Below are 26,843 nucleotides of genomic sequence, written 5' to 3'. Positions count from 1 at the left end.
GGGTTACGCAAATCTATTACTGAAATTTTGTAGCCGTAATACTTTTCTGCAATCGTTCCATAATTCCGAACTACATCACCCTTTGTGTCGGTTGATAAAAATGACATACCCGTTGCACAGGCATATTCAATACACGGATAGAGCCAGTATGCTGTCTTACCGACACCTGCCGCACCAATCATCAGAGCGTGAACATCTCCTGTATCAACCATAGCTGTTGTGGTGCTGACAGGTTCTTTTCGTGTGATTACCTTTTTGTTTTTCTTTTTCCTGAACAGATTTCTGAATTTTCTGAAAGCATAAATTGCCTTATAAGTAAGGTTAATCAATCTACCTATTGTCCTGCTTTTACAACCGACAACGATTCCCTGTTGTGTAGGTCTGCTTTTCGGATTTTTTCTCCACTTGTTCGGCTGAAAATTTATGTACTTGTAGGTTCTCTTTATCTCTTTTTTAGTCGCCCAACGAGCTGTACCATATTGCCCTTGTCCGACCGTCTTGTTCTTTATGCGGTTCAGGGAATAGTAATTGCCGACCGTTGAAATTATTATGAACAGTGCAAACATTGAACCTGCTACAATAATCAGAGTTATAATACCTGAGGGAATATTTCATCAGTCCTTTCACCGTTTAAAATATCCTCGTTCCAGTCCTTGTAGTTTGGAATGAGGATTTCATTTCGGATATTCATTGAGTTTAATTTTTCGGCTATGCGTTTGTTTGCTGTCTGTCCTGCCTCGTCATTGTCAAAGCAGAGAAACACTTTTCTGATGTTATGATTGTCTTTCAGACATTGAAAAAGCACCCTGTCCGAAACGGAACAGGATGCCGCATAGCTGTGTTCTTGCCAATTTTCCTTATGCATTGAAATGTAGGAAAGCATATCAATGGGAGCTTCGAACAAGAATATCTTGTCGCTTGTACCGTGCCAATGAAAGCTGAACTCAGGTTGACTGCCTGCAACATTTCCCTTATATGGATTACTCGTCACAGTTCCTCTCTTGTGTGCGTGGCGAGGTTTACCGTTTGAATCGTAACCGATAAATACCGCATTGTGATAATCGGCAGATTCATAAATCATTTTGTTTCTCACGAACTCATACAGCACATCTTTATCAATGCCACGAGTCAACAGCAGATAAGAAAAAAGTCTGCTCATTCTGTCATTTCTCGGCGGCAGTTCAAAAGGTTTATGCTCTTTTTCTATGAGTGGTGATGTTATGATTTGACCGCCACAGTTATTCAAAAGCATTTCTACCGCTCCGGCATAATCCTTGTTATAAAATCTGCGGACGAAGTCAACTGCATCTCCGCCTTTCTGTTCGTACTGATGATACCAGAGGTGACCTCTGATTGTTACCTTTTGCGAGCCTTCAAGCCATTCATATTCTAAACCTGACCGCTTGACCTTTTCGCCTTGTGCGATTAAAAAAGCGGCAAGGTCTGTTCGCCTTGCCTGCTCTCGCTGTTCTTTTGTAAAATGAATGTAGGTTGATATTGTAATCACTTCCTTGTGTATATTTTTCTTTTCTGCTGTAATATCTTATAGTGGGTAGTTCTTCTCTTATCACTGTGACAGGTGGCACCTGTCAGCGGTTAGGCATAACTATGTCTTGGCGGTAGGCTGATTTTTGATAGACATTTTTACTTATATTTGGTATAATAATTGCAAAACAACTGATGGATAAATAGAATTTGAAATGGGAGAATGATTTATGGAAAATGAAAAAGGAAATAAAATGTTCAATTCCTTTAAGGAAACAAGCGAACAAGCAGCGACAAATTGGGGAAATGATTTCATTAATGCCAATTTACCTAAATTATTAGACTCAATGGTGGCAAAAGTTAAAGAGGTTGCATCGTCTGCATCAAAAATCGAAAATAAAAAAATGATTGAACAAATTAGAGATATCATTTTTCAGGGTATAGAAATTGGTGAAAGTAATAAGGAGATTGCAATTGTTGCGGCTATGAAAAATGCAGGGATGAGCGAAAATACTATCCAAACAATTATTAATAACTCGAACAAATATCTTGTTACAAGAGCTGATTACGAGGATCATCTAAACAAGAAATAAAGGTTTCGCAAGTTGTGGATTTCCAATTTATCAAGCTTACATCTTCAACCCCTGATCTCTTTTCTTCTCATTTATCTTCTGCTGTAATTTTTTATCTGTCCTTTGCGCTTTCTGCTTTTCTTCAAATCGAAGCCTACTTTGGATTATATTGCAGAGGTAGCGCAGGAGATAAAGAGAGGAAACTGAAACGCTGTTTCGGTTGGTTTTAATTGAATAACGAGGATACAGAACACCTCTGCCTGAATCAAAGACTGATTCGGCAGAGGTGTTTTCTTCATTTTCAAGCGATTCCGAAACATCTTCGTCATCAATATTCTCGCTTGATTCCACTTCATCTTCGTTAGGAATTAATTTCATTGCTTCCTTAATTACAGCGTTCTTGATTGACTTGAATTCCTTGTTGTTGACTAAAGGAATTCTGTCAGGCATTTCATCCGTGTAGGTGCGGATTGTATTTTCCTTTTGCTCATACCAAAGGTCATACAACTTTTTAATTCTGCTGTCATTGGCAAACTCATCAACAATAGAATCCACAAGTGCTTTTACATCAGGCTTCAGATAACCGTAAACCTTTTTGCCGCTTGTTTTCGAAAGTCTGTCGGCAAGTTCCAACAGCTTATGCTGAATTGATGCGCTGATATATATTTCGGAGTTAATCTTTGAAACCAAATCCTCTACAATGTCACGAGCCTCGGCTCGGAGCTTATCTCTATGCTCTGTTTGCTTCTGATAAATACTTATCAAGTCCTGACGGAAGATTATCTTTGCAAGATTTGATTTAATATTTTCAATGCCCTTTTCCGTCAGGTACGCTTCGTTGGGCTTTGTGGAATATGCAATCATATGAATGTGCGGATGATGTCCCTCGTTATGAAATGCCGCATACCATCTGAAATTTTCAGGAGCGATTTTCATATTCTCCGCTATCATATTTCGCTGTGAGCGAATGAGATTCATCCAAGCGTTTGCATTGTTGTAGCCAAGCCGTTCCGCATCTTCTCGCTTGAGAGAAATGATATGAGTCCACACATTACTCTTGCTTTCTGCAACTTCTTTTTGCACATTGGATAAAACTATCGGCACACCGTCATCAGTAAATAAGCCGTGTGAAGATACTTTTTCTACCCTAGGTCGCTGTGCAATGTAGCTTACATACTTTTCTCGGTCACCGAATAACTCTGCATGGGTTTCGGCAATCCGCAAAATCAATTCGTCTGCATTACCTCTGTTCGGCTTATCAAGATAATCCTGATACTCATACAAGTCCTTTGAGTCGGGATAATCAGAAAGCAATTTCTTAATGATCTGTTTTTGTCTTTCTGTCGCTTCCATAAACTTTTGTGTGCTGTCAGCCTTTTCAACACCGTCACGAGTCGCAATATAGGAAACATAATTTCCGATGTGAGTTTTTGAATTCGGTTTGATGTACGGTGATTTCATAATAATTCTCGGCATAGCTTACCCTTTCTGAAATCTGACTGCATCATCAAACTTATATTTACCGCTGTTGCGTTTGACCTCATCAACACATATTTTTCTTAAATCTCTCAGCTGTCCTTCGGTAATATCATTGGTCGCCGCAACAACATGCATAAGCATTGCAAGCTCTACACCCTGCTTGAACAGAACTCTTGCAATCCTATCCTCTGTATCAAGAATTTTTGAACTGATGACAGATTCAAGTGCAGGAGTAAGCACACGACTTACATTCTTTGAGTTTAGCCACGCAATGTAAAATTCTATTGCATCAGAAATAAATTCGCTTCGTGATGTTGCGTTGGTTTGCGCTATGATATTGTCACAGGCTTTGAGTAAATCTTGATTGATATACAGTCCTATTCTCTTTGAGTCGTTGTCCATTTTTCACCTTTCCTTTCAGTAACACTTCGGGTATTCAGAAAAAATCTCTTGAAATCGGCACAATCGGGCAGTATAGAATACAATCGGTAACACAATGCTAAAAAAGTAACACCTTTGAAAATCCCCGAACGGCGTTGCCGGTCGGTGTGTTTCGGCGACCGTTGCTCTGCAACGGAATACGCTTTTATCCTGCTTAAAATTCCACCCTTGAAAAACTGCCCGAATTGCCGTAACTTTGATTTTTCACACCTTGTCACAAACCGCCCGATTTCGGCTTTTATTCGATTTCGGATACTTTCCCGACTTCTCCTTTAAAAGCCGACACAGGGCGAATGTGGCGAGAATATCGCCGTTATTCTGATTTTATTGATTTACCGTTTATCACTTCAAAATTGCACTCGGTATATGACAGTCCGTACTCCTTGACTTCACGGTTCAGAATATCGAACATTGATTGCTCAATACTGCGTGAGCTGAGTTTTATTTCATCACTTAAAGTGTCGTAGCAAATCCATTCCTCGCCCTCGGGTGTATCCTTTACAAGAATGTCAAAGCCAAAAAACATTTTATCGGGTGTGGGAAATATAACGGCATTGATTTTTACACAGCCGACTGCGAGTGAAGCAAAGAGAGTGTCGTGCTTGTCCTTTGGATTTTCGGAAAGTAATTTCTTGACATCGTTCATCGACAAATACATTTTGAAAATATATTTTTCGGCGAGTTGCTTTTTCAATTTCTTTCTCTCGTTCATAAAGCCATACCGCCAATCTCATTTGTAAAATCTTCGCCGTCATCATCAGGTGAATCAAACAAATTATTCTGTTCAAGGCTTTCGTAGAACTTTTCTGCACTGTCAGTTACGGCTTCGTTTAAAACTTTTAAATCAAAACCGCAATCCTTGTAGCCTTGCGATACTGTATCGTAGTAGCTTGCGCCGGGCAAGCCGAAATTCTGTTGCAGATTCATAATATATACCATCGCAGTAAGTTCTGAACCGCTATTCAATTTCACAGGTAAGTCCTGTTTAAAATAGTGGGAGGGATAACCCTCGTAGCGGTCAAGCAGTTTTTCATCTCTCGGCTGAAGCTCCCATAGTGCTACAGGAACGGACTTGCCAACGCAAGGTACGATTGTCGCATAGGAGCAGTGGGGCATTCCCTTGAACTGTAATTCATAATTTTCGACTACACCAATGCCGACAAGCTTTGCTGTGGGACAACGGTATTTCATCTGTTTTAAGTTGAGGTTACTGCCATAGGCAATGTATAATTCTTTACTCATAATAGATTTCTCTCCTTACATACTCATAACAAAACCCGAAGTATCTTCCTGCTCATCATTTGTAACAGGATTGACTTCGGGTTCGTTGATATTTATATTTTCGTTTGTATTATTAAGTTCTGCGGCTCGTTTTTGAGCAAGCCTTTCCTTTTGCTTTTCAGCCTGTGCAGGATCCTTCCACGCAATGTTGCCCTCAAGATTTTTCAGCAGATGATGACGAGCTGTTTTGAACTCGTCACCTATCAAACCTAACCTCAAAAGCCAAGTTCTGAAAGTGTACTTTTCATTATCCGATACAGTTTTAGCGTGTCTTGCAGACTTCTGTATCAATGCCTGATGACTGATTGCAAGACAAAGCTGAATCGCTGATTTTACCTCGCCTGCGTGCAAGGTGGAATTGAACAGACGAAATTCAATTGTCCCCTTGTAGAACACGCTGTGAAGATTCAGTGCGTGGTAGCGAGTGTCATCATAATGTCGGTAGCTGTAATCCTCGCCGTCATACCACATTGACTTTATCTGCTCCATTGACATAGGCGGACGGTTATTGATTTCATCAAGAAAGCGTGTGTCCATCTTCTGACAGTAATGTTCACGGGAAACATTCACTTTCAATGCCTTGTATAGCAAATCCTCTTTCGCCGCCATAATATTTACGATGTTGCGCAGTGTTTTCGGGGTATGTCTTGACGCGTCTATGTGGCAATGCAGACCGCAACTTGAGTTGACTCTTGCTCCTGCACCACGAAGTTTTCTGACTAACTCCTGAATGGTTTCTATATCGTCATAGTTACAAATCGGTGTGACAAATTCCACCGAGTACAGAGAGCTTGCATTCTGTCCCGAACGATTTTCACAACGAACGCTTGCGTCACGCATAATCTTCCACATCCTGCCGTCATTATCACGAACAGAATATGCGTCATAGCAACCGCCGACATGAGTTGCTTCTGTATCAAAATAACCGGCTATCACTTTCGCCGCAGTACTGCGAGTGATGCCGGTCATTTCAATTTCTATTCCGAAATTCTGATTTTTCAAGTTACCACCTCGGTGTTTTCTTCCTGTGGCTTTGGCTTTTTGGGTTTGGGCGGTTTTGTCTGCAATACTTTCATATCAATGAACTCTCTGACATTTGCAGGAACATATTTTGCATACAGCGAGTCAACCAATTTTTCAAGCTCTTCCTTGAAGTCCAAATCACGCTGTGACATATACAGCCTGATTGCATTCAGCTTTTCATCATCGTACATTATGCTTACGCTTGTTTTCTTCATAAAAAATCACCTCGTCATTTCTTATTGCTTTGATTTATATATTTGATATTAGGTATCTTCAGCCACTTTGTCCAACCTCTACCGTTAAGCTGAGTTTTGACAACTCCGTAGGCTGTGCCTTGTGCTTCAACTACTTCTCCGTTGCCGATATACACTCCGATGTGACCGTCCATCCAGACCGCAAGTCCGGGTGTATCGGGCATATTAGAAATCGGTCCGCTTTCTGTGACATTGCTCCAAATGGAGTTTGCTCCGCAGTCGGTAAAGCCGTTTGAGCCTGCGACAATTTCTCCGCTGTCAGCGTTGTACCAAGCATAGGATTTTATCAAGCCTATGCAGTCGCATACTCTTTTGCCGAGCCATTTCTCACCGACCTGTCGCATTTCACCGCCTGCCTCGTTGTTGCCGGGAAACATACTCGCCTGCCCATCGAGATATTGCTTAGTGCAGACCTGACCGTAACCGCCGTAAACATAACCCCAACCTTTTTTGTATGCGTTCTCGCACCACTTGACAAGGTCGAGATTATTTTTCGTGGTCTTGTCTGTAAAGCCTGAGGTGCTGATTTCCGCACCCTTGATTGACTGCATCATCTTCTGAAACTCGTCATACTCAATCTCCGTTCCGAATTTCTGATTGACAGCTTTTATCAAATCCTCATCGGACTGATTCTTCTTGAAACAGGAAACGAAGTTTTTTACAAAATCATTCTCCTTAGATTTGTCAGACAAAGAAAACAGATAGATAACCTCTGCCTGTGTGTTGCAGTCGGACAGCTTTTTGCTTTTGAGTTGATTTTCAACCTCTGTCATAGTGTCGTTGATAAGCTGTAGATTTTCCATCTGCTCGGCTGAGATATTTTCTTGTATGGACTTACCCAGCTTGTCGGTGTCAATATCCATACTGCCGTTGAAAACTGACACAACAGCAATAATCGGCATAACCACAATTATGATTACGCCGATTACTATACCGCCTATTGTTTTTATGACCTTTTTGTCTGTGAGCAGGGCAACTGCTATTTTCTTCAGTGCCGCACCTATGGTAGCACTCATTGAATCACCTCCGTAACGCAAAAAATCCGATTGAAATTCATTTAAGAAAATCAATCGGATTGTGTGCTTTTATTGAATTATAAAGCTGATAGATAAATTGGAATTGTCAGATTATATATAAGTGAATTTATTAAAATATGAATTCCTATTCTCCTTTAAGTTTTTGCCACATATTGTATATCCACGAGAAATCGTCTGACTCACCCTTTTGCAATTGATAATTCTGATTATCAAACACTCCCTGAAGGAATACCTTCTTCACATCATCCTGCAAACTATTATGTGCACATGCTATCTTGCTTTTTGTTTGTCTCTCTTGATTCATCGCCTTTTGGAACGAATCTAATGCATCAGACAAGGTTGCTCCCGAATGCCCAAACATTGCCCTTATAAGTCTTCCTGTGAATGCTGTTCCATCACCAGCTGACCACTGCATATTTGAACAACTATATGCAATATAGCAATTTTCAACAGTGCAGTCTGTAAAATCAAATTTTCTAAAAGATGTTCTGGGTGAAAAGATATCGATGAAAATAATAACGGGCTTTCCTTGAAACTTATCTAAAATATCATTGATATCAATTATACCTTCATCAATATTCGAATATTCATGCGGGAGGAATCCATTTATGCCATTACGATTACCGCCAACGCCTGACATATATATGAAAGTTATATCATCTGGCGATAAACTTGAAATAAAATCATCCGTTTTGGTTACAAAAACATCCCTTGGCTGGTCTAGTATACCTACGACATCATAATCCGTGAATGATAAGAACCAATTCAAATATGCAACATTGTATTTGGGCCACCTTGGATCTCGATAATATAAAGACCCATTGTTAGCAAGTATCAAAAACTTATACATAATAACCCCTGTAAAATTCTAATTTACCGATCAGCTATCTTTTAAATCATCATATCATCTTTTAGGAAAAATGTCTATTAATATTTTTACCTACCGCCTGCACTGCCGAAAATTTCGGATTTGTATTCGGGAGCCTGAACAAGTAAAAGATAGCGTTCATTACCGCACCTATAAAGACAAGTGCCACGCTCACCGAATTTGATTAAGGCATACTCGTTTGGTTCTACCATTAGGGCATCTTCAAAGTCCTTCGGATTAATATTTCCGGGGTAAAACAGGAAGTGATGAGTAGGAATTGAGAACAAGGGCTTTGTGTATTCTTTGACATTTTGAATCAGGAAATCCTCAATGTTTTGACTGGCTAAAATTACGGCTGAGTCCTTTTTGCGGACACGCTTCATTGCGTTGCGGATATACTCAATGGCGGTTAGGTTAGACAAAAACAAATAGAGCTCGTCTATTGATGCAACGGTGTTTCCCTCTCCGAGAAGTTTGTTGCTCATATACGACAGAATATTGAACAACATTGCGTCTTTGAGCCTTTTGTTAGTATCAAGCAAACCTTTTACGCCGAAGCACAGGAATTTATCATCTGTAATGTTTGTGTGACCGTTGAAATACTTAGATTCTGAACCGACACACATACTGTGAATACCCAGACAAACCTCCTGCAGGATTTCTTCGGTGTAGAGATACTTTCTCTTGTGGTCGTAGGTCATATATTCTTCTTCGCACAAGTCATAAAAGTCAGACATAACAGGAAAGTCGGACGGTTTCTTTGTGCTGTAATCGGTTGCGTCTGTAATACCGAATCGTGCGTACAGCTTCATCAGCAGGATTTCGATTGTATCAAGCTGTGCGTCTGTGAAATCCTTGTATGTTCTGAAAAAGTCTTTCAAGAATGCAATGTGCTGTGATAATCGGGTTACTTTGTTAAATGCAGGCGGTGCGTCTTTGTCAATCTCAGCCTGACCGTCATTCCAAGCTTTGGGTTCAAGGGGATTGATTTTGTATTTGCCTGACATAAAATCAATGTAACAACCGCCGAGGGCGTTTGTCAGATCCTCGTACTCTGCTTCAGGATCAAGGCATAAGATTTTCTTTCCGCTTTCTCTTATGTTGGTTAAAATCAATTTAAGAAGATAACTTTTGCCCTGACCTGAGTTTCCAAGAATAAGGATATTTGAGGTTGTCTTATCTTCTGTTCTGCGGTCAAAGTCAACAAGGATATTAGTTCCGTATTTATCTCTGCCAATGTACAAGCCGTTGGGGTCTGTCTTACCTGAAAAGTTAAACGGAAACAGATTTGCAACAGATGAGGCAGGTAACACTCTTTCATACAAACTTCCAAACTGGTTACTGCCGATAGGGTTTACAGACAAGAAGCCTTCTTTCTGCCGTAAAGTCAGACGGTCAACTTCAATTTTTGACCGTGTCAGCTCCATTGCAATATCGGTTTGCAACTCCTTTAATTTCTGTTTACTTTTTGCCTTTAGTTCGACAAATACTGAACAATGCAATAACGGTTCTTTGTTTTTTCGTAAGTTTGCCATAAGTGTAACAACATCCTGCAAGTTGCCCTGTGCTTCAATGGTTTCATTTACATCGTTACCGCTTGATTTAAGCTTGTTTTTGCGTGTGGCATTCTGTATGATTTTACGCTGTTCCATACTTTCAACAAGTCTGTGATATATGCGGAGAGTTACTCCGTTTCTGTCTGCAAGTTGTGAGAGTATTGCCTGTTCTTCAGTTGACGGCGGATATTCTCTGACCGCCCATACACTGCGGTATGAGTCACCGACAATGTAGTGGTCCGTCAAGAATTTTATTGTTGACGGCAGAATCATATCAAAGAAATCTTTGGTGTAGATTTCTTCTGCTTGTTCGGGTGTGAGCACCTTTGGTTTTCTATTGAATAGTCCCATAATTTTTACCCCCCTTTAATTTCGGACTGCCAACACAAGTATGCGGTCATCCTGATTGTAGCCGTAACAGGTTGAAAGCGTTAGAATCTGCTGACCGTAAACAGGTGTGATTTCTGTGTTATACAGAGATTTTGTTTTTGCATAACTGACCCATCTTTGATAGGTTTTATCCAAATCTGTTGTTATAAATTTGTACCAATCATTATCGGATTTTACTTTCATAACTGAAAAGACAGAGTACGCAAATACTCCGTCTTTCGTTTCGAGCACAACTGTCGGATGTTCCGTAAAGTATGAATAATCGGTATATTTGTAAAGTTCTGCAAACATAGTGCCGTTGTTCATATGGTGTCCGTAGATTATGAGATTGGTGCTGTCGACTGAACACCTTGCATCAAGAAACGGAGTACCACTATAGCTGTACTCTCCGTAAAAGTTTTTGTTCAGATACTTCTGCGGATTGCTTGGTGTATGCATAACAGGGTAATTGATATTAGTGCCTGATATGCTTATCCAGCCGAAACACTCAGAATTCATCGACAGTAAATCGGAAACAGAGTGTGGCTGATAGTAAGTTGTGCAATACACAGGTTGTTCAGTTTGAAATTCATCAACCGAAGCACTGACTTTTAACAGATTTGGCTTTTTAATTGTTCCTTCAATGGTTACATCTGTTGTTTCCTCAGTAACGACTTCTGCAAGCTGTCTGAATTCTTCCTTTTCCTTGTTTTCGGCATAGAGCCTTGAAAATATCGAAATCAGACAAGCAATTATAATTACTGAAAATATGCATATCACAATTCCCGTTTGGATTTTTCCTTTATGTTTCTTCATAGGTCTGCTCCTTTTCAAAATACTGCTCGCCGTCATAGTCGGGCATCAAATCGCCGTTCATACTCGCCTCAAAGTAGATTGCAAGAAAACGCTTGATGTCTGCTTTCTTCATTCGGGTTACTTCAAATCCCTGATCTGAAATGATTTTTTCAACCCTGTTTGCTTTCTGCAAAACATTTTCTGATTTTGAAGATTTACACCTTGCAATGAACAGGAACTGCCTTGCGGTTGAGGTTTCGGTCTGAATACTGTCGAGAAAGTCAAGGTCTTTAGCGAGAATTCTCCTTACCTTTTCATTCTGTTCAGCTTCAATTATGCCTTTGATATAGCTTTTGTTCGTATCGAAGCACTCGCAGGAATCGGTACAGGTAATTTCAATATCCGGCACAGCAGAAAGTACCATCATCAGGTGGCGTACCTTGATTTCAATATTCGTGTGAGAAAGTACGGAAATATTGGTCGGCTGAACCATATAGAAAATGAGTTCTTCCTTGCCGACCTTTAAGCCGTTTTTCGTAAAGGTTTTTATTCCCAGCAAGTCCTGTACTGATTTGCCTTTTTGCTTTGTTTTCTTTTGCTTGTTTTTCATTTATTTGCCCCTTTCTGCCCAAAAATAAGTCTGTTGAGTTGATATAAAATACTTCACAGCATAGCGGATAAAGTCCAGAATGGTTGTATCTTCAAGCCGTATTGACAAAAACCCGAAACAGAGTGTCACTGCAAGCGGTACTATTATCCTTGTCTGTGCAAGTATCAGGATTGATAATAAAAGTGCTATGCTCATAATTGCAAAATCCCGCAAGCTCCACAGCCACAGATTGGCGGTAGATTTTAGATTTTGCGGATATAGGTAAGTTGTCATAATCTTTAAATTCCTTTCATTTATTTAGCCGCCCTCGCAACACTTCTCGTCAGATTAACGGCAGTGGTAGTTGCATGAACAATGCTCGTCATATTCACCTTAACCGATGAATCCAGTCCGAACTGCTGTGCAATTCTCGGAACTTCGTTTGATGCAAGCATTATTCCTAAACCAAGTAACATATTACTCGGAAATGTGAGAAGTCCTAAAAATAATAATGTTGTCTGCATAAATGCCGTCAGGCAAAGAGCCGCTATCTGTTTCATCCACTGATTAAAGCCGTCCTGATAACCTCTCGGAACGCTGAACATATACAGCGCACCTACTGACATCTGAATGAGCAGAATTCCTCCACGCTTGATGTTCGCAAAAAATATCTTTATTACGCAGTAGGCAAAAGCTATCAGGCATAACAGATTCAGCAAGCCGAATGTTGTCTGGTTTGCGACTGCAAAACTGCCCTCTAATACGCTTGTGCTTTGTCCGGCTAAATCAACGCTTTGTTGTCCTGCCATTATGGATGACAAATCCTTTGAAAATGTGTTTTGCAGGCTGATGCAGAATTTATACAGTTCCACAGGTACAACACCGAACAGCGAACAGGCAAAGAAACCTTTAAGCACATTAATTGCAGTTGTTTTGATATTCGCTCTGCCGTTCTGATATTCAATAGCCACATCAAACACCGCAACAACCGTGCCTGCGACGAACAATGCCCAGCCGAACAGCGTAAACAGATTTATTGTCGCCTGCACCCATTCAAGGTCGAACACATCTGCTCCCATATTTCCCATCATCGTGAAGAAGTCTGCAACAGCGTTGTAAATCGTTTCATAGAACCACTGTAACATTGTGTTCCATATAGCATTTGAGATTTGTTCACCGAGGTAATCAAACACACCGCCTATGGCACTGCCGATTCCACCGATAAAATCTCCTAACCAATCAAAAATATAAATCACCTCGCAAAAGGCTGTTATGACTCAACACAACAGCCTTGTTTTTATTGTTATCAGAGAACCGTCCAGATGTATAGCGGCGCTGTCAGAGAGAATACAAGACAGCCGAAAAGAATTGCCGGCGCGGTGAACTCAAACTGTCCGTGCTTGCGGTAATCGAGATAAGCCGTAGCCAGTTTAACAAAGAAAAGTATAGCAAGAATCATATCTACTGCAGGAAAGACAACATTGTTTACAACGCTTTTTATCTGTGTTTGAGCCGCCGTCCATGTGCTTTCAATGGCTGATGATACATCGCCTGCGGCAAAGACTGTTACTGCCGATATTCCGAACATTAACAGTATTACTGATATTCCTGCTATCCACTTCAATAACTTAATTTTTCTTAAATTTATCATTTTTTACCTCCGATTTTCTTAGATCATTCTCCGATATATACCTGACTTTGATGTTCAGCTTTTCGGCGAAGCGAATCTCTGTTTTCATGCCCTCGGTTATTTCATCACCGAAAACCCAGACCGCATCACACACCCAAAGCATCGAAAGTCCGGCAAGCATACCTATGTTTCTTTCTTCTTTGTTGCTGTCATCTAAAATCAGCGCATAAAAATGCGGTATGAACGGAGCCATACCGCATTCTAACGCATATCGGGCATATCGTTTTGCGTTTTCAATATTTGCAGATACATTACCGCCTAATGGCGAACAGATATACGCCCTGTGCATTATTCGTCGTCCTCATCTTTTTTCTTGATTTTGATGATAACCACAGAAACAAGACCGCCAAGCGCAACTGCACCTAAACCAATCCAAAAACCGAGATTTGAATTGTCGCCTGTCTGCGGTTTTTCGGGTTCAGGCTGCGGATAAATTGTTACAGTCTGATCCTTGTCATCAATGTCAGCATGAACAGCAATTTCCGTTTTATCACGATAGAGAGTTTCAAACACAACGATTTCTGTATCTTTGGTAATTGCAGAGCCGTCAAAGGTAAAGGATACTGTTACTTCGCCGTCTGCTACTTCGGGTGTGAATGTTACTTCAGAGCGGATTTCTTTGCCGTCAACAAGGAATGCCTTGCCTGTTGCTTTGTCCATAAGCACACCGCTGATTGTGTATTCCTTTCCTGCTGTGAGGTTTTTGTAGGAAACAACATCGTCAATGGTAATGTCACCGTTAGCTGTAAATTCCTTTTTGCCGTCTATACTTGCTTTTGTTCCGATTTCAGGAATTTTGATAGTTACGGTCTGACCTTCGTCATCAATGTCGGCGTGTACGGCAAGCTCCTTATCCTCGCTGTAAAGGCTTTCAAAAACGACAATGTCAGTATTTTCCTTGATATATCTTGCGTCAAAGGTGAATTCTACTGTTACACTGCCTGACGGTTCATCAGGTATGAATGTAACTTCAGAGGTGATTTTCTTGCCGTCAATCAACAGTTCTTTTCCTGTTGCCTTATCCATAAGAACGCCCTTAACCGTGTACTCCTTGCCGGGTACAAGGTGCTTGCAATCTACAACATCTTCAAGAGTAAACACTTCCGTTGCGCCGACTTCCTTTTTGCCGTCAATAGTTGCAGTAGTTCCAAGTTCAGGTATTTTATCGTTTTCAACTGTGATTTCAATAACTTCTTCATCTTCTGAAACTGTCGCCTGATAGTTTTCTTCATTTGGCAGATAACCCTCTGCAGGCTTTAACTCACGGACAATATATTTACCGTAGGGAACATTTTCAAAAGTGAAAATACCGTCCTCATTTGATTCGGATGTCAGAATGGCAGTTTTTTCTGTAAATTCTTTTTCCTCTGCATTATACAATCCGAATAATGCGCCTGCGATATTTTCGCCTGTTTCACGGTCAATCTTCAAGCCTTTGATTGTGCCGTAGATGATTTCATTTTCAATCGGTTCACCGTCATTTACAGAGATATGAACAGTCGCTGTATCCTGACCTACATACTCAAATACAACTGGGTATTTTTTGTCGGAGAGGATATAGTGGCTATCTGTGTTGATTTCCTTAACATAGTAACTTCCAATCGGAAGGTCGGTTGTGAAATTCGCCTTGCCTTTTTCATCACAAGAGATTATTTCAATAAGTCCGTCCTTTGGAATCGCCGTTCCGTTTGAAGCCTTTAAATCTTCGTCAGCGTAAAGTCCGAATGATACATTCAGAATTTCGTCATTACTGCCGATGTTGAATTTTTCGTCCTGTTCAAGAATTTTTGTAAGGTCGATTTCAACCTTTTGCCTGTCGTTTGTAAATGAGGTTGAGGTATTAGTCACCTTTTCATTCTGTCCTGAATAGGTGAGTTCAACCGTATGAGGTTCGGGATTGATAACTGTTCCATACGGAGCAACGGTTTCAACAACACGGTATTTGCCGAGGTAAAGCTGTTTGCTTGTTGCTGTGCCTTTCGTGTTTGTTTTCAGAGTTGCGACAAGCTCGTCTTTCTTTGCTCTTACCGTACCGTCAGGTGTTGTAATTTCCTCGTCAGCATAGATTTCAAAGACAGCACCTGACAAACCGCTTAAAGAATATTCAGGCTGATAGATGGTCGGAAGTGTAATATCATTTCCGTTTTCATCAGTATATCCACCGCCAATTGCAGTTACATTCGAGAAAATCTCGCCTGTTTTTTCTACGGTAATTGTGCCTTTCTGCGGAGTATTTTTCTTCTCGGTTTTTACGATTGTAACGCCGTTTTCTTCGCTTGTGTTTTCTGCCGTAATATCAAAATATACAGGTGTACTGTCGAGGATATATCCGTATGGAGCCTGCACTTCAACGGCTGAATAGCCTTTGCCGTAGGGAAGGGTTTCGGGTGTGATAAGGTAACCGTCAGAATTTGTATAGAAGGTATCAATGGTTGTAACCTCGGGATAGGTGTAGGTCATAGTCACGAGCTTACCGTCAGGATCATAAATCTGAAAGCCTGCGCCTGCATACGGAATCTGTTTGCCTGTTTCGCTGTCAACCTTTACAATCTTTACATAGCTTTCAAGTGAAGCGTTGTTGATGAGATATTTATAGGTTTTGCCGTCCTCATTTACAAACACATCAAAGTCGGCAATGAACTCCGTACCGTTCCAACCCTTGGTCTGATGAACTGTGTATGTTCCGTAGGGCAGATTCTTTGTTTCTGCAAAGCCGTACTCATCACAAATAAGAGTATCTCTTTCAGTTTCCTTTGCCTTGCTGTAACTTCCTGCCGATTTCAGATACACCTGAAATTCTGCACCTTTTTCGGGAGTTTCAATTTTTGTACTGCCGTCATCGGTATGCTTGATAATTGCAATTTTTCCTTTCAGTATATCTTCGGTAACACCCATTGAAACGCTGTTGTTTTCAATGGTGTATTTCTTTGCTTCTGCACCGATATGGTATTCGGTTTCGTCAAGCAGATAACCCTCGCTTGGCTCAATTTCTTTCAGAGTCCAGTTATCTCCGCAAATATAATAAGAGGTTGTAAATCTGCCGTTTTTATCGGTGGTGTATTTGTCAACCAGCTTGCCGTTATCATAGATGCCGTAAACTGCTCCTGCAAGCGTTGCATCACACTGTGCAGACTTTGTTTCAGCGTCTGTTTTTGTAACAGTCAGATTCCACTTCTTCAAAACATTGTCAAATGACCTCTGCGTTACCTTGTTCCACTCAATAGATGCAGTCTGTGTTTTGGGAACAACATATCTTTCGGCAGTATCAACTTCTTCAAGTGTATAGGGAGTATCTCCGCTTACAAGGACATTTTCAAATTTTGCAATGCCGTCAGCATTTGTTGTTGCATACAAACCAACGCTTGCACCACTGAGTGAAGTTCCGTAAAGGTGGAATTTAACGCCCTCGTTGTAATTATCTTCACTTGTTTTTACGACTTCAAGACTGCCTTTCTTGAGGACATTTTCAAAAGTCACCGTTGCAGTCTTTCCACTTTCCACCTTAACAGTCTGCGATTTCTGCGTTTCGTACTTACTGTCTGTAATTTCGGTAACGGTGTAACTTCCGGGAACAAGGTCGGTTAATTCAAATTCGCCCTTTGAATTGGTTTTTGCAGTTTTGCTATAGTTTTCACCTTTGACAGTAAACTCAATATTTGCAACATTGCCGTCCTCGGAGGTTTTAATAAGCTTGAGATTGCCCGAGCTTGTTTTGACCTTGAAATATGCCCTTATCGGGTCAGCGTCGTTTTCAACACCCGTGATTACATCCTGCAAAGTTGCATCACCATATGGAATAAGTGTTGTATTTCCTACGCTCGGCATTGACTTTGCAGAGTTGAATGTTACTGCATCATTGACAGGCGAAGTTGAAGTTAATGTCAGCTTATTACCGGATTTTGAAACGGAAATTCCGCTTGTGGTTTTGAAACTGAAATCCGAAAGAATATTGTTGCTGTCGGTAAGGGTTAAAGTGTACTTTCCGTCTGAATACTTCATTTCATAGGTTTCAGTCTTTGAAGCAATTGCTGATGCAAAGCTTGGAACGGTTGAGTAATTTGCAAGGCTTTTTGAGATTGCATTGTAAACCGACTTAACTCCGGGATTTGCTCCGCCTGCACATATACCGTCAATGAACTTTGTATTTGTGCATTTATAGCCTTCGCTTGTAGAACGGCATCCTGAAACAAACTCCCATACAATCAGCTGAGTTGCCACCCATTTCTGATCCTCTGTTCCGCTTAAGCTTTTCCCTGAACCGGGTTTGCCGTAAAGCAGAGCAAGATTGATTGCTTTCTGCTTTGCCGAGCCTAAATTCTTCCAGACAGTTGAAGCACTTTCTGTCAGCGTATTTCCTGAATAGAGCGTATGACCGGGTTCAATGCAGTAGGCTTCTTTTCCGTCTGCAAAAATCTTGCACAGCTCTTCGCCGGGAGTTCCGACCGTGTAGCCGTCACTGACTGTTGTCTGCTGAAATTTAATTATGTTGCCTGTGCTGTCATAACAGTAATCAAAGGTGATTGTCACCTTATCACCGCTTGCCGCACTTACGGGGAGTGCAAACATTGTTCCGAATATTACTGTCACCGCAAGTAAAAGTGCCGTTATTCTTGTGAATTTTTTGTTTAACATTAATTTGTTCATAAAAAATACCTCTTTTCAAAAAAATAAGACAAAGTCCTTTGACTCTGCCTGCTGATAAATTATTCCGTTTTCAGATAAAGTAAATCATAATTTCATCGCCTGCCCTTCATCAAAATCCTCATCTATATCATCAGACTGCTCACTGCCGTCTGTGATATTTACATACTCGCCGATAATGTTCAGCGATTCGCAGTAGTTTTCTGCACCCCTGATTCGAGCGCACATCATTTCTGCCTCGTCAGTCATACCGTTTTGCTTGAGTGTACGGCTTGCCATACCAAGTAGGGCAAACACATTTCCATTAGTCCCTATCAAAGCACAGTCGGGTTTGACCTTTTCAGCTTTGTTCTGCTCAGGTTCAAAACCACCAAGCCTGTTGTCCACATAATCGGACAGCCACATTCCTGCAAAGGCTGTATATGACTGCAACCGCCACATTGCAAGCTTGCCGATATCAAGGTGGACATCTTCAAATGGATAGAGAATACAGGTAACGCCGTCACTCTTAAACACTGAAACATTCTCAAACTTTGTATCGTCAAGAAGTATTCCCTTGTCCGTGAGCATTTTATTGATGCCGTCAACCCATTCCCGTGTTTCACCGCCGCAGCCCTGCAAAATGAGTCCTTCCTTTCCGTTCATAAGGCGGAGATCGGTTAGAGTTATTTGGTTTATTTTCATTGAGATCATTCCTTTCAAAAAAATAACAGCACCCGATTAAGAGTGCTGTCTAAACTTGACTTAGCAATAAACTACATATATTTTGTTGTTTTCTGTGATTACATTGAATGATAAGTCGCTCGGAGCTATGCCACTGCTTTGGTAGTAGTAGGCTACATACTCAACATCGCCGTAGCAATCTGCCGTCAGTTCCGAAGTGCTGTCATAGTATGATGCGTTTGTGGGTGAGAACCAGCTTGCGTTGCCTGTATTCAGTGAGGAATCATATTTCATTCCAAGTTGCTGACCGTAGGCTATGCAGGCACTCACCGCATAATGAACATCAACCGTTTTTGCTTTGGTAGGCGGTTGCGTAGGCTTTTCCGTAGGTTTCTGTGTTGGCTTTTCTGTAGGTTTCTTCATTGGCGGTTGTTTTAGCTTTTCAACAGGCTTTTGAGCAGGAGTTTCAGTTTCTTTTTTAGCAGTCGATTCCGATTTTTGCAGATTACTGTTCGCTGTATTCCTGTTGTTGTTCTGAACCTCTGTTTGTGTTTTCTTAATTGGATCCGTTGCCGAAACAACCGCCAAATTTTGCCCGCTGTCGGCTTTTTCTTCGGTTTTGGTATTCTGTCCCGAAGGCTCTGTTTCTTTAGAAACTGTGGCTTTTTCGGCGGTTTCTGTTATTTCCTTTTCTGCCATTGATAAGGTGTTTGTCGGTGCAGAAGTTTCCTCGGATACAGAAACATCCGCAGCCTTTGAAACTACGGATGTCTTAATATCATCATTTACTTTTTCTTCTGCTGAACAAGCTGTGAATGTTCCTGTTGCTAAAATCAATGATAACATTATTGCGATTTTCTTTTTCATACTATCGCCGTCCTTTCAAGCAACAAGTATATCCAAAGAATTTAAAATGTCCAGAGTTTTATAAAGTATGAAAATTGATGTTAATTAACAAACTTTACTTTTCTAATTCTAAAAGCAGTTCGTCCAATTTGTCTAATAAATATACTGATGGATCATTTTGCTTTAATTTCATTTGATTCATTTCTATCAAATCATTCGTGTCCAATAACAAGATAAGTTTTCCATTTTCTCGTAATGAACCTTTTGCCGCCCAATAAGCATTTTCATCATAACCATTTGCTGATATTATAATTCCTACGCTTCTCAAAGCTTTTGAGTAGAGGTATTTTTCTGTTGTATAAATTTCATTTTGAGTAACTGTCTCTCCATAGTTTTTAAATTCAAAAACCACATATTTGGAATTAAAATATCTTTCAATAATAGACCAAAATGTTTTTTGATTGCCATCTTTAATTCTGCAAAGAAGATCAATTCTGTAAAGTCGTTTATTTGATGTTTGCTGCTCTTTCCATAATGCTAAATCATCCGAAAATATATTCTCTAAAAGCTTACAACAAAGTATTTCATAATCTCTTGCCATTTGCGATCCTGCTCTACAGAGATTCATTTCCTTAATTAATGACTCTGTATAATCATTATGCTGAGCACTATCATTTATAAGAAAACTTTCTTTTGGCTCAATATTATCTACGGTGTACGATAAAGAAGCAACTAATTCATTACGCAACTCGGTATTATATTGTACTGCAAATAACAAATTGCTTATATCAAGCAGTATTAAGTTCGGATGTTTGCTTTCATAATTCTTTCTTTTTTCTTCTTCAATACAATAGGCTGTTACTAACATCGGTTTCATTTCAGCTTTTTGCGCATAATAAAGTAGTTGCTTTATTGCATTATCTGATATTTGAGAATATTTTACTTCAACACAAAAGATATTTTCATCTTTTTTAGCTACAAAATCAAATCCAGTATCATTACAAGGAGAATTATGCTCTACAGAATACCCAGCTTCATCATTAAAAATTTTTTCAACAACATTTTTAAAGGTAATAAAATTATTTACATTCATTTGTCATTTCTGCCTTTTATATTATTGTAAATTCAAACAGTAAGAAGATTACAGAAACATTATACTCTATTCCCAAACGATGGTCAACCAATTTACATACTCTGCGTAAAGCTTTCCGATTCATCTTCCGACATATTCTCGGATTCATCTTCGCTCTGCTGTTCATCAAGTTCCTGATGATATGCTTCCATAACCTTGCTGTTTAGCATATCTCTTGACTCCTTTGAAATCGGGTGAGCAATCTCGCTGAACTTTGTTTCGCCGTTTTCGTCAACATAGTTACTTGCAGGCATTGCAACAAATAAGCCTTTTCTTGAGTTCATCACTCTGATTCCATGAATTGCCACCGCACCGCTGACAGTAACGCTTGCAAACGCCTTTGTGTTGCAATCTTCTACATCAACGAGCTTATCAATCCTTACCTTGATATACGGCAGTTTCCTTTTCTGATTGTTGTTTTTGTTTCCTTTGAAATTTGTATTCTGTGCCATTATAAATTTACCTCCGATTTAGTATTTCTGTTTTTCTGCCCACAGCAGAGAAAGATGTAAAAGTGCGTTTCTCTGTTCTTCCTCGGACAGGCTGTCAATGAAATCTTCAAGTGTGAAATTTTCCTCAAAATCTTCTTCAAGGTATTTGCAGTTGTCGCAGATTTTCTCTTTCCTGACAACTACCGAGCTGTCATCAAGCTCCGTAAACGACAGCACGTCGTTGTATCTGAATCCGATTCGTTGACGGATTTCAAAAGGGATTGTAATTCTTCCTTTTTTACCGAGGACTCTGTATATTTTTAGCATTACTCGACCTCGCTTTCCGCAAGCTCTGATCTGCACTCATCGCATATGCAGTCACAACATTCTTCGCAATCATCATTGCACCTCTCAATCAGAATTGCTCCGTCCACGGCTGAAATCTGCACAGCACAGTCGGATGTGATTCCTGATACAATAAGGGCATCAAGCGGGATGCTTACATAAATTCTATTTTCCATTGTTAATAATACACTCCTTCAAAATTTGTTCTAAATCAATTTGTTGTTCGGTGGTTAAATCAAGCAGGCTCAACTGTAACGGCTTGTTTCTCTGCCTTTCATACATATCGTAGTTGCTGATTAGCAGTTCGGGAAATTGCTCGCCTGGATTGATTCGCTGTTTCATATTGTGAAGCCTTGTGAAATCAAAAAATGAGTAACCGTCATATAACTCTCTGATTTCAGTGCAATCGTTGTATGACACAAGCCATTTGCCCTTTGAATTTGCAAGTGTGTTTTTCAGCCTCTGATGGTCATCCCAAGTGAAACCGCACTGATAAACATACTCACTTGAAAAATAAGGCGGATCGCAGTAGAAAAAGGCATTTTCTCGGTCATAATGCTTTATTAAAACTTCGAAATCCTGATTTTCAATCACAGTATTTTCAAGTCTTTTTCCCACTTGCTCTATCAGTTGAAACAGGCTCACTACTAAAAATGGCTGACAGGCAAATGATTTTCCGCCACTTGAATAACTGTATCGTAAGAGTTTAAGAAACATTACGGCTCTGCGCAAATCGTAGTCCTGTTTCATTCTGACATATAGCTCTATGATTTCTTCTGCTTTCAAGTCAGGCAGGATAATCTTCGTCAGTTCCAATTCTTCATCAAGGTACTTATCCTCAAACTTCTCCTGTCTGAAGAAATCCCTGATTGCATTAAAATCATCCCTTGAATTTAGAGGATAGAATCCCAACTCTTTTATGAAAGCCAAAGGTCTGTCACGCATACAGCGAAAGAGGTTTACAAGATTGTGGTTGTAATCGTTATACACTTCAAATTTATCAGGTTTTTTCTTGCCTAAAAGCACCGCACCCGAACCTCCGAAAGGTTCAATATACCTTTCGTAATTCAGAGGAAACAGGGCGTACAAAATATGAAGGACGGAAGTTTTGTTTCCCATCCAACTCACAGGGGTTTTAATAAATCCCACCTCCAAATCAAGCCTTTATGAATTTATCAATCGCCCCTGAAACGACAAAAAGCCGTTGATTAAGTTTTTAACTCAACCAACGGCTTATATATGAAAACCAATATCAGTCGTTAGGAACGATTGATATTAGTTGTTGTTATTTAATTTTTATCGTTTACTTTCTTGATAATCTTACCGATTTCAGAAATTACATTTACTGTCACAGCATTTCCTGCCATTTTGTAAAGCCTGCTGTCGGATAGTCCAGTCGCTTTTGCCTTGTCGAACTGCTCGTCCGTAAAGCCCTGTAATCTCCAGCACTCTTTTGGAGTAAGCTTTCTGATTCTTCCGATATGGACTTCTCCGTTTGGCTCAATAAAGGCTACTGCAAATTTTTCATCATCTGTAAAAATTGTGCTTTCAACGAATACACCTGAATGCTCAGCCTTTCGGTTACTGATTCCCGAATCCTGCCTTGCAGTTATGCACCTTGCAATTTCAGTCAGCTTCGAATCGGGGTTCAGGTCTATGAAATAATACGCCTGCGTTGCAGAAGTTGTCAGAGTATGCGCTACCTGACTTCCTACTCGACCTCGTCTTGAGTTCTGTCCAGAAAAAGCAGTATCAATGCTGTCACCAGGATATGCAATCTGATAACCGTCTTTGGTCTTAGATTTTATCGGCAATCCAAAGTTTTCAGTATCTTCAATAAGATAAAGTCCCGAATGGCCGCCGAAACCGCCCGAGCCGCTTGTAAGAGTACAGCTTAGTCCTTTTGATGAGTAGATTCGCTCACCCTGCGTTGGCTTTTCTTTGTATAAGAGCTTTTCCGCTTGTTTGCGTGAAAGATAATACTTCTCCGGCACATTGTCCTCTAAGATAGCCGATAATGAACACTCGATTTCGTGATTGGGGAACTCCGAAATTTTTGCTGTTAAGTACCTGCCAGCACACATCATACCCCAACTCATCCAATGTACGGAGGATTGTTTCAAATGTTTTGCCTGAGTCATGGTTAAGCAGACCGGGAACATTTTCGAGGTAGAGATACTTAGGTTTTTTAACGGCAGTAATTCGAGCAATCTCGAAAAACAGCGTTCCTCTTGTATCGTCAAATCCTTTTCTTGCTCCGGCGATTGAGAAGGATTGACAGGGAAATCCTCCAACAAGAAGGTCGAAATCGGGTAACTGTTCGGGTACAATTTTTCTTGCGTCATCAAAGTAAAGTTCACCTCCCGTATCGTACATTGCTTCATATGCCTGCTTTGCATACTTGTCGATTTCGCAGTATCCGACGCACTCAAAACCGCCTATGGCTTCAAGTCCTGAACGGAAACCGCCGATGCCTGCAAACATATCAAAAAATTTGATAGCCATAAATCTTCATTCCAAACGAAGATTTATAGATTAAAACTCACCTCACATTCTCATAGTCATTCCGTTATCCTCATCAGGAGTTTCATCTTCAACTTCAGATGAGGATTGGTTTTCCGTTTCGATTTCTTCCTGTGTGAGCTTTCTGAATGAATCCCCACCGGGAACTACACCAAGTGAACGACCGTTGTCCCACTCAGGGAAAATCGTTCCCATTGAATCAACAAATTTTACAGTTCCTCTTGTGCCTGCCGGAACAGGTGCGTAAGGGTCCTTCATACTGATAAGCTCAATTCTTGTACCCGGAGGATACAATTTCTTTGTACTTTCAGCCATTCTGCGCTGTCTTTCATATTCGTTCAAGTTATGCATCTCCTAAAGTTAAGTTGTTTAATTGCATTGTTTTTTTGAGTAGGGCTCCTGATTTTTATTGTCATAAAATCAACCTCCTTCTTTTTTATTTCTGTCTGTTTTAAGTTTTTGGTTGTCAGAGAAATGAGCCTCATTATTTTCATCGCAATCATCGTTACGCTTGTCAAAATTAGGTTTCTGACGCATCTCTCTTTCAAATTTCCTGAGTTCAGGTGTGTCGGTAAAATACATATCAATCATTCCTTTCAAATTTTTTGTAAATAAAAAAAGGCAACCGTTTTAATCAAAAATTTAAAACGATTGCCAAATAAAAAAAGAGCCGAAATTATATACTTATAACTTCAACTCTGTATATCAATATTAAGTTTTATTAAGTGAATGCTTTTTCCTTCTTAGAACTTATAACTCTAGTTTTTTATATGATTTTTCTCTAAGCTATCTATCAAAACATGAAGAAATATTCATTATGAATATCAGTTACCTGCAATAAAAGAAATAGAATTAACAATACTAAGGTAAATCATAATCATCATTTTTTGAAAGAGGATTAAAATATCCCTTTATACAATTAGGATTGCAAATGCAAAGCTGTACATGTGTTTTTTCAAGAAACTCTGAGCCTTGGTAGACAGGTAATCCTTCAGTAAAAATTCCTCTAACCGAATCAAAACTATGCATAGAATTTTGAGTATTAAAATCATGAATTTGCTGAATAACCGCACAATCTAAATCTCTTAACAAAACATCTTTTGATTTCTTGGATTTTCGATTTACAGGAAGATCTATATTTAATAAATCACACCTGAATTTTAAAATCTTATATCCCTGCCTTAATACTTCAGCACTAGAACTATCTGTAAGATTGAGACAATAACCTAAATCTATTACTGCTCCAATCACAGCACCGTGCTCATCATATCTATTTTTTGCCCATTCAAAAGCTCTCTCATAATTCTGTTCCCAAAAATAAATACCATTTCCAAGCCAATCATATGAATTTGAACTTGCTTTTAAAGACTGTCCCTCATAAATTACATTTTTAAAAACATCACGATGGCAACCATGAAAGCCTAATACAAGATTAGGTAACTTCCTATACATATAATTTTACTCCCATGTTACTATTTTCTTTTTAGTTTTGCCGTTTTTTGCAATAACTCCTGTTCTTTTTAATGCTTTTCTAGCTTCAATTAAAGCAATCTCTTGAGATAATCTACTTTGTTCTTCTAATGCTTCAATATATATTTTTATTTCTTCAACAAAAATTTTTTCATCATCTAGAAGTTTAGTTGAATTACTCATAATTTCTGCCTCCTTCATAACATAAATCACCCCTATAATAGTATATGATCTATGCGTAAAAAAATGAAAAAGAGCAGCAAGAAACAACTTACTGCTCTTATGGCTCCCCCAACTGGGCTCGAACCAGTGACATCATGATTAACAGTCATGCGCTCTACCGACTGAGCTATGGAGGAATATACAATTTTCTTTGGGTTTTGCCAAAGATTTTTGTTAAGACTGCACAAAGAGTAATCTTTTTTGTTACTTAAGTCTCCGGTAGTGGACTTAAATAATATATTTGGTTGTTTCCTCTAACTAAGCAATAGTTTCCGGTGTATTTCTGTACACTCGCTCTACCGACTGAGCTATGGAGGAATGTACAAAATTCCAACATTTCTGAAAGAACTTTTTATGCAAGTTAGATAAGTTTATCCTCTAAATTCAGTCCAGTGTCAGGTACTTAAATGTACGTAGTCACTACCGACTGAGCTATGGAGGAAAATATAGCAAAACACCCCAAAGGGTGAATGCAAAGTGTTGGCGTCTTCCTATCTTCCCAGGCCGTCGCCAGCCAAGTATTTTCGGCACTACTGAGCTTAACTTCTGTGTTCGGTATGGGAACAGGTGGACCCTCAGCGTCATCAACACCAACTATTAATTTGTATATATTAAGCTTCTTGCCTTTTACGCACTTTGGTGACTCGTGCGGGAATCGAACCCGCGTTGTCGGCGTGAGAGGCCGAAGTCTTAACCGCTTGACCAACGAGCCATTTGTGAGGTCTTCACAAGGGGCTCTTTTCTTTAAGCCCCTTGAAATACCTTTTATGGTGCACCATCAGGGGCTCGAACCCGGGACACCCTGATTAAGAGTCAGGTGCTCTACCAACTGAGCTAATGGTGCATACTGTACTTTCGTACTCAGGAAACGCCCTGAAAACTGAATAAAGAAGAAATAAAGAGAAACAAAACATAAAGACCAAAGAAATATGGTCAAGCCCTCGACCTATTAGTACTGCCAAGCTGAATGCCTCACGGCACTTACACACGCAGCCTATCAACCTCGTAGTCTACAAGGGGTCTTACTCGTTAAAACGATGGGATATCTAATCTTGGAGTCGGCTTCACGCTTAGATGCTTTCAGCGTTTATCCGATCCATACATAGCTGCCCAGCTGTGCCACTGGCGTGA

Annotated in this window: 31 protein-coding genes, 3 tRNA genes, 2 rRNA genes and 1 pseudogene; 1 reads left to right on the top strand and 36 read right to left on the bottom strand. The window is 39.9% G+C overall.

The annotated features are described in order from the left end of the window. Positions 1–608, bottom strand: a pseudogene (locus BLP46_RS13365) (type IV secretory system conjugative DNA transfer family protein); the annotation flags it as partial. Further along, a complete protein-coding gene (locus tag BLP46_RS09805) occupies positions 590–1,507 on the bottom strand; it encodes a DUF3991 and toprim domain-containing protein (RefSeq protein WP_092978565.1) in 918 nt (305 codons plus the stop codon). The pseudogene BLP46_RS13365 and the gene BLP46_RS09805, both read right to left, overlap by 19 nt. Positions 1,508–1,715: 208 nt before the next feature. On the opposite strand from BLP46_RS09805, the gene BLP46_RS09800 reads away from it, so the two are divergent. Next, positions 1,716–2,078 (top strand): hypothetical protein, encoded by a 363-nt coding sequence (locus BLP46_RS09800; protein WP_092978563.1) that lies wholly within the window; start codon positions 1,716–1,718, stop codon positions 2,076–2,078. Between the two features lie 36 nt (positions 2,079–2,114). Here BLP46_RS09800 and mobP3 read toward each other — a convergent pair whose 3' ends face one another. The 34 genes from mobP3 to BLP46_RS09640 form a co-directional block, all read right to left on the bottom strand. Continuing rightward, a complete protein-coding gene (gene mobP3 / locus BLP46_RS09795; protein ID WP_092978561.1) occupies positions 2,115–3,533 on the bottom strand; it encodes a MobP3 family relaxase in 1,419 nt (472 codons plus the stop codon). Between the two features lie 3 nt (positions 3,534–3,536). Beyond that, a complete protein-coding gene (locus BLP46_RS09790) occupies positions 3,537–3,938 on the bottom strand; it encodes a CopG family ribbon-helix-helix protein (protein WP_092978559.1) in 402 nt (133 codons plus the stop codon). Between the two features lie 352 nt (positions 3,939–4,290). After that, positions 4,291–4,689 (bottom strand): hypothetical protein, encoded by a 399-nt coding sequence (locus BLP46_RS09785; protein WP_092978557.1) that lies wholly within the window; start codon positions 4,687–4,689, stop codon positions 4,291–4,293. Next, complete coding sequence (locus tag BLP46_RS09780; RefSeq protein WP_092978555.1) at positions 4,686–5,219, bottom strand: gamma-glutamylcyclotransferase family protein; 534 nt, start codon at positions 5,217–5,219, stop codon at positions 4,686–4,688. Before BLP46_RS09780 ends, BLP46_RS09785 begins: the two co-directional genes overlap by 4 nt. 15 nt (positions 5,220–5,234) lie before the next feature. Beyond that, entirely contained in the window at positions 5,235–6,260 is a 1,026-nt protein-coding gene (locus BLP46_RS09775; RefSeq protein ID WP_318259576.1) for an amidoligase family protein, read from the bottom strand. Next, entirely contained in the window at positions 6,257–6,496 is a 240-nt protein-coding gene (locus BLP46_RS09770) for a DUF6103 family protein (protein ID WP_092978554.1), read from the bottom strand. The genes BLP46_RS09775 and BLP46_RS09770 overlap by 4 nt, the downstream gene beginning before the upstream one ends. A gap of 14 nt (positions 6,497–6,510) precedes the next feature. After that, complete coding sequence (locus BLP46_RS09765; protein WP_092978552.1) at positions 6,511–7,551, bottom strand: hypothetical protein; 1,041 nt, start codon at positions 7,549–7,551, stop codon at positions 6,511–6,513. A 145-nt stretch (positions 7,552–7,696) separates the two neighbouring features. Continuing rightward, positions 7,697–8,422, bottom strand: coding sequence for a caspase family protein (locus BLP46_RS09760; protein WP_092978550.1), 726 nt, complete (start codon positions 8,420–8,422; stop codon positions 7,697–7,699). 86 nt (positions 8,423–8,508) lie between these two features. Beyond that, positions 8,509–10,347 (bottom strand): VirB4 family type IV secretion system protein, encoded by a 1,839-nt coding sequence (locus BLP46_RS09755; RefSeq protein WP_092978549.1) that lies wholly within the window; start codon positions 10,345–10,347, stop codon positions 8,509–8,511. Positions 10,348–10,362: 15 nt separating this feature from the next. Further along, positions 10,363–11,181 carry a class B sortase gene (srtB, locus tag BLP46_RS09750; protein WP_167669241.1) on the bottom strand — a complete coding sequence of 273 codons (819 nt, stop codon included), beginning with the start codon at positions 11,179–11,181 and terminating at the stop codon, positions 10,363–10,365. Then, a complete protein-coding gene (locus tag BLP46_RS09745; RefSeq protein WP_092978546.1) occupies positions 11,168–11,770 on the bottom strand; it encodes a hypothetical protein in 603 nt (200 codons plus the stop codon). Before BLP46_RS09745 ends, srtB begins: the two co-directional genes overlap by 14 nt. Continuing rightward, positions 11,771–12,043 carry a hypothetical protein gene (locus BLP46_RS13570; RefSeq protein ID WP_092978544.1) on the bottom strand — a complete coding sequence of 91 codons (273 nt, stop codon included), beginning with the start codon at positions 12,041–12,043 and terminating at the stop codon, positions 11,771–11,773. Between the two features lie 20 nt (positions 12,044–12,063). Continuing rightward, positions 12,064–13,005: a conjugal transfer protein TrbL family protein gene (locus BLP46_RS09735; protein ID WP_318259575.1), complete on the bottom strand. Its 942-nt coding sequence runs from the start codon at positions 13,003–13,005 to the stop codon at positions 12,064–12,066. A 50-nt stretch (positions 13,006–13,055) separates the two neighbouring features. Beyond that, positions 13,056–13,400, bottom strand: coding sequence for a DUF3852 domain-containing protein (locus tag BLP46_RS09730; protein ID WP_092978542.1), 345 nt, complete (start codon positions 13,398–13,400; stop codon positions 13,056–13,058). Then, positions 13,378–13,728, bottom strand: a complete 351-nt coding sequence (locus BLP46_RS09725) for a DUF7768 domain-containing protein (RefSeq protein ID WP_092978540.1) — start codon at positions 13,726–13,728, stop codon at positions 13,378–13,380. Before BLP46_RS09725 ends, BLP46_RS09730 begins: the two co-directional genes overlap by 23 nt. After that, complete coding sequence (locus tag BLP46_RS09720) at positions 13,728–18,083, bottom strand: SpaA isopeptide-forming pilin-related protein (protein WP_092978539.1); 4,356 nt, start codon at positions 18,081–18,083, stop codon at positions 13,728–13,730. Before BLP46_RS09720 ends, BLP46_RS09725 begins: the two co-directional genes overlap by 1 nt. 84 nt (positions 18,084–18,167) lie before the next feature. After that, positions 18,168–18,764 (bottom strand): hypothetical protein, encoded by a 597-nt coding sequence (locus BLP46_RS09715; protein WP_092978537.1) that lies wholly within the window; start codon positions 18,762–18,764, stop codon positions 18,168–18,170. 60 nt (positions 18,765–18,824) lie between these two features. Beyond that, positions 18,825–19,610: a hypothetical protein gene (locus BLP46_RS09710; protein ID WP_092978536.1), complete on the bottom strand. Its 786-nt coding sequence runs from the start codon at positions 19,608–19,610 to the stop codon at positions 18,825–18,827. Between the two features lie 94 nt (positions 19,611–19,704). Further along, positions 19,705–20,682 carry a restriction endonuclease gene (locus tag BLP46_RS09705; protein WP_092978534.1) on the bottom strand — a complete coding sequence of 326 codons (978 nt, stop codon included), beginning with the start codon at positions 20,680–20,682 and terminating at the stop codon, positions 19,705–19,707. 92 nt (positions 20,683–20,774) lie between these two features. Further along, on the bottom strand, positions 20,775–21,173 hold the full coding sequence (locus tag BLP46_RS09700) for a SpoVG family protein (RefSeq protein ID WP_092978532.1): 399 nt from the start codon (positions 21,171–21,173) through the stop codon (positions 20,775–20,777). Positions 21,174–21,191: 18 nt separating this feature from the next. Continuing rightward, positions 21,192–21,479 carry an AbrB/MazE/SpoVT family DNA-binding domain-containing protein gene (locus tag BLP46_RS09695; RefSeq protein ID WP_092978531.1) on the bottom strand — a complete coding sequence of 96 codons (288 nt, stop codon included), beginning with the start codon at positions 21,477–21,479 and terminating at the stop codon, positions 21,192–21,194. Further along, positions 21,479–21,673: a hypothetical protein gene (locus BLP46_RS09690; RefSeq protein WP_092978529.1), complete on the bottom strand. Its 195-nt coding sequence runs from the start codon at positions 21,671–21,673 to the stop codon at positions 21,479–21,481. The genes BLP46_RS09695 and BLP46_RS09690 overlap by 1 nt, the downstream gene beginning before the upstream one ends. After that, entirely contained in the window at positions 21,663–22,616 is a 954-nt protein-coding gene (locus BLP46_RS09685; protein ID WP_092978527.1) for a DNA adenine methylase, read from the bottom strand. The genes BLP46_RS09690 and BLP46_RS09685 overlap by 11 nt, the downstream gene beginning before the upstream one ends. A gap of 170 nt (positions 22,617–22,786) precedes the next feature. Beyond that, on the bottom strand, positions 22,787–23,491 hold the full coding sequence (locus BLP46_RS13360; RefSeq protein WP_318259572.1) for a DNA cytosine methyltransferase: 705 nt from the start codon (positions 23,489–23,491) through the stop codon (positions 22,787–22,789). Next, the gene (gene dcm / locus BLP46_RS13355; RefSeq protein ID WP_318259571.1) at positions 23,418–24,002 is read right to left on the bottom strand and encodes a DNA (cytosine-5-)-methyltransferase; all 585 of its coding nucleotides are present in this window, start codon (positions 24,000–24,002) and stop codon (positions 23,418–23,420) included. Before dcm ends, BLP46_RS13360 begins: the two co-directional genes overlap by 74 nt. A 42-nt stretch (positions 24,003–24,044) precedes the next feature. Then, positions 24,045–24,362, bottom strand: coding sequence for a DUF4314 domain-containing protein (locus BLP46_RS09675; RefSeq protein ID WP_502685992.1), 318 nt, complete (start codon positions 24,360–24,362; stop codon positions 24,045–24,047). 78 nt (positions 24,363–24,440) lie between these two features. Continuing rightward, positions 24,441–24,602 carry a hypothetical protein gene (locus BLP46_RS13100; RefSeq protein ID WP_167669240.1) on the bottom strand — a complete coding sequence of 54 codons (162 nt, stop codon included), beginning with the start codon at positions 24,600–24,602 and terminating at the stop codon, positions 24,441–24,443. 279 nt (positions 24,603–24,881) lie between these two features. Further along, entirely contained in the window at positions 24,882–25,472 is a 591-nt protein-coding gene (locus BLP46_RS09670) for a hypothetical protein (RefSeq protein ID WP_092978524.1), read from the bottom strand. 6 nt (positions 25,473–25,478) lie between these two features. Next, on the bottom strand, positions 25,479–25,673 hold the full coding sequence (locus BLP46_RS09665) for a hypothetical protein (protein WP_092978523.1): 195 nt from the start codon (positions 25,671–25,673) through the stop codon (positions 25,479–25,481). Between the two features lie 100 nt (positions 25,674–25,773). Beyond that, positions 25,774–25,849 (bottom strand) — tRNA-Asn (locus BLP46_RS09660). A gap of 341 nt (positions 25,850–26,190) precedes the next feature. Then, positions 26,191–26,307 (bottom strand): 5S ribosomal RNA (gene rrf / locus BLP46_RS09655). Between the two features lie 42 nt (positions 26,308–26,349). Further along, positions 26,350–26,424 (bottom strand) — tRNA-Glu (locus BLP46_RS09650). 56 nt (positions 26,425–26,480) lie between these two features. Continuing rightward, positions 26,481–26,556: transfer RNA gene (locus BLP46_RS09645), tRNA-Lys, on the bottom strand. Between the two features lie 85 nt (positions 26,557–26,641). Further along, a 23S ribosomal RNA gene (locus BLP46_RS09640) occupies positions 26,642–26,843 on the bottom strand; the annotation flags it as partial.

Source organism: Ruminococcus sp. YE282, from assembly GCA_900101355.1.
In the GTDB taxonomy this organism is placed as follows: Bacteria; Bacillota; Clostridia; order Oscillospirales; family Acutalibacteraceae; genus Ruminococcoides; species Ruminococcoides bromii_A.
This window is presented reverse-complemented; position numbering and strand designations above follow the sequence as displayed.

Coding starts and splice junctions, on each gene's coding strand:
- BLP46_RS09800 (WP_092978563.1), top strand. CDS start 1,716: ATGGAAAATGAAAAAGGAAATAAAATGTTCAATTCCTTTAAGGAAACA.
- mobP3 (WP_092978561.1), bottom strand. CDS start 3,533: ATGCCGAGAATTATTATGAAATCACCGTACATCAAACCGAATTCAAAA.
- BLP46_RS09790 (WP_092978559.1), bottom strand. CDS start 3,938: ATGGACAACGACTCAAAGAGAATAGGACTGTATATCAATCAAGATTTA.
- BLP46_RS09785 (WP_092978557.1), bottom strand. CDS start 4,689: ATGAACGAGAGAAAGAAATTGAAAAAGCAACTCGCCGAAAAATATATT.
- BLP46_RS09780 (WP_092978555.1), bottom strand. CDS start 5,219: ATGAGTAAAGAATTATACATTGCCTATGGCAGTAACCTCAACTTAAAA.
- BLP46_RS09770 (WP_092978554.1), bottom strand. CDS start 6,496: ATGAAGAAAACAAGCGTAAGCATAATGTACGATGATGAAAAGCTGAAT.
- BLP46_RS09765 (WP_092978552.1), bottom strand. CDS start 7,551: ATGAGTGCTACCATAGGTGCGGCACTGAAGAAAATAGCAGTTGCCCTG.
- BLP46_RS09760 (WP_092978550.1), bottom strand. CDS start 8,422: ATGTATAAGTTTTTGATACTTGCTAACAATGGGTCTTTATATTATCGA.
- BLP46_RS09755 (WP_092978549.1), bottom strand. CDS start 10,347: ATGGGACTATTCAATAGAAAACCAAAGGTGCTCACACCCGAACAAGCA.
- srtB (WP_167669241.1), bottom strand. CDS start 11,181: ATGAAGAAACATAAAGGAAAAATCCAAACGGGAATTGTGATATGCATA.
- BLP46_RS09745 (WP_092978546.1), bottom strand. CDS start 11,770: ATGAAAAACAAGCAAAAGAAAACAAAGCAAAAAGGCAAATCAGTACAG.
- BLP46_RS13570 (WP_092978544.1), bottom strand. CDS start 12,043: ATGACAACTTACCTATATCCGCAAAATCTAAAATCTACCGCCAATCTG.
- BLP46_RS09730 (WP_092978542.1), bottom strand. CDS start 13,400: ATGATAAATTTAAGAAAAATTAAGTTATTGAAGTGGATAGCAGGAATA.
- BLP46_RS09725 (WP_092978540.1), bottom strand. CDS start 13,728: ATGCACAGGGCGTATATCTGTTCGCCATTAGGCGGTAATGTATCTGCA.
- BLP46_RS09720 (WP_092978539.1), bottom strand. CDS start 18,083: ATGAACAAATTAATGTTAAACAAAAAATTCACAAGAATAACGGCACTT.
- BLP46_RS09715 (WP_092978537.1), bottom strand. CDS start 18,764: ATGAAAATAAACCAAATAACTCTAACCGATCTCCGCCTTATGAACGGA.
- BLP46_RS09710 (WP_092978536.1), bottom strand. CDS start 19,610: ATGAAAAAGAAAATCGCAATAATGTTATCATTGATTTTAGCAACAGGA.
- BLP46_RS09705 (WP_092978534.1), bottom strand. CDS start 20,682: ATGAATGTAAATAATTTTATTACCTTTAAAAATGTTGTTGAAAAAATT.
- BLP46_RS09700 (WP_092978532.1), bottom strand. CDS start 21,173: ATGGCACAGAATACAAATTTCAAAGGAAACAAAAACAACAATCAGAAA.
- BLP46_RS09695 (WP_092978531.1), bottom strand. CDS start 21,479: ATGCTAAAAATATACAGAGTCCTCGGTAAAAAAGGAAGAATTACAATC.
- BLP46_RS09690 (WP_092978529.1), bottom strand. CDS start 21,673: ATGGAAAATAGAATTTATGTAAGCATCCCGCTTGATGCCCTTATTGTA.
- BLP46_RS09685 (WP_092978527.1), bottom strand. CDS start 22,616: ATGGGAAACAAAACTTCCGTCCTTCATATTTTGTACGCCCTGTTTCCT.
- dcm (WP_318259571.1), bottom strand. CDS start 24,002: ATGGCTATCAAATTTTTTGATATGTTTGCAGGCATCGGCGGTTTCCGT.
- BLP46_RS13100 (WP_167669240.1), bottom strand. CDS start 24,602: ATGTATTTTACCGACACACCTGAACTCAGGAAATTTGAAAGAGAGATG.
- BLP46_RS09670 (WP_092978524.1), bottom strand. CDS start 25,472: ATGTATAGGAAGTTACCTAATCTTGTATTAGGCTTTCATGGTTGCCAT.
- BLP46_RS09665 (WP_092978523.1), bottom strand. CDS start 25,673: ATGAGTAATTCAACTAAACTTCTAGATGATGAAAAAATTTTTGTTGAA.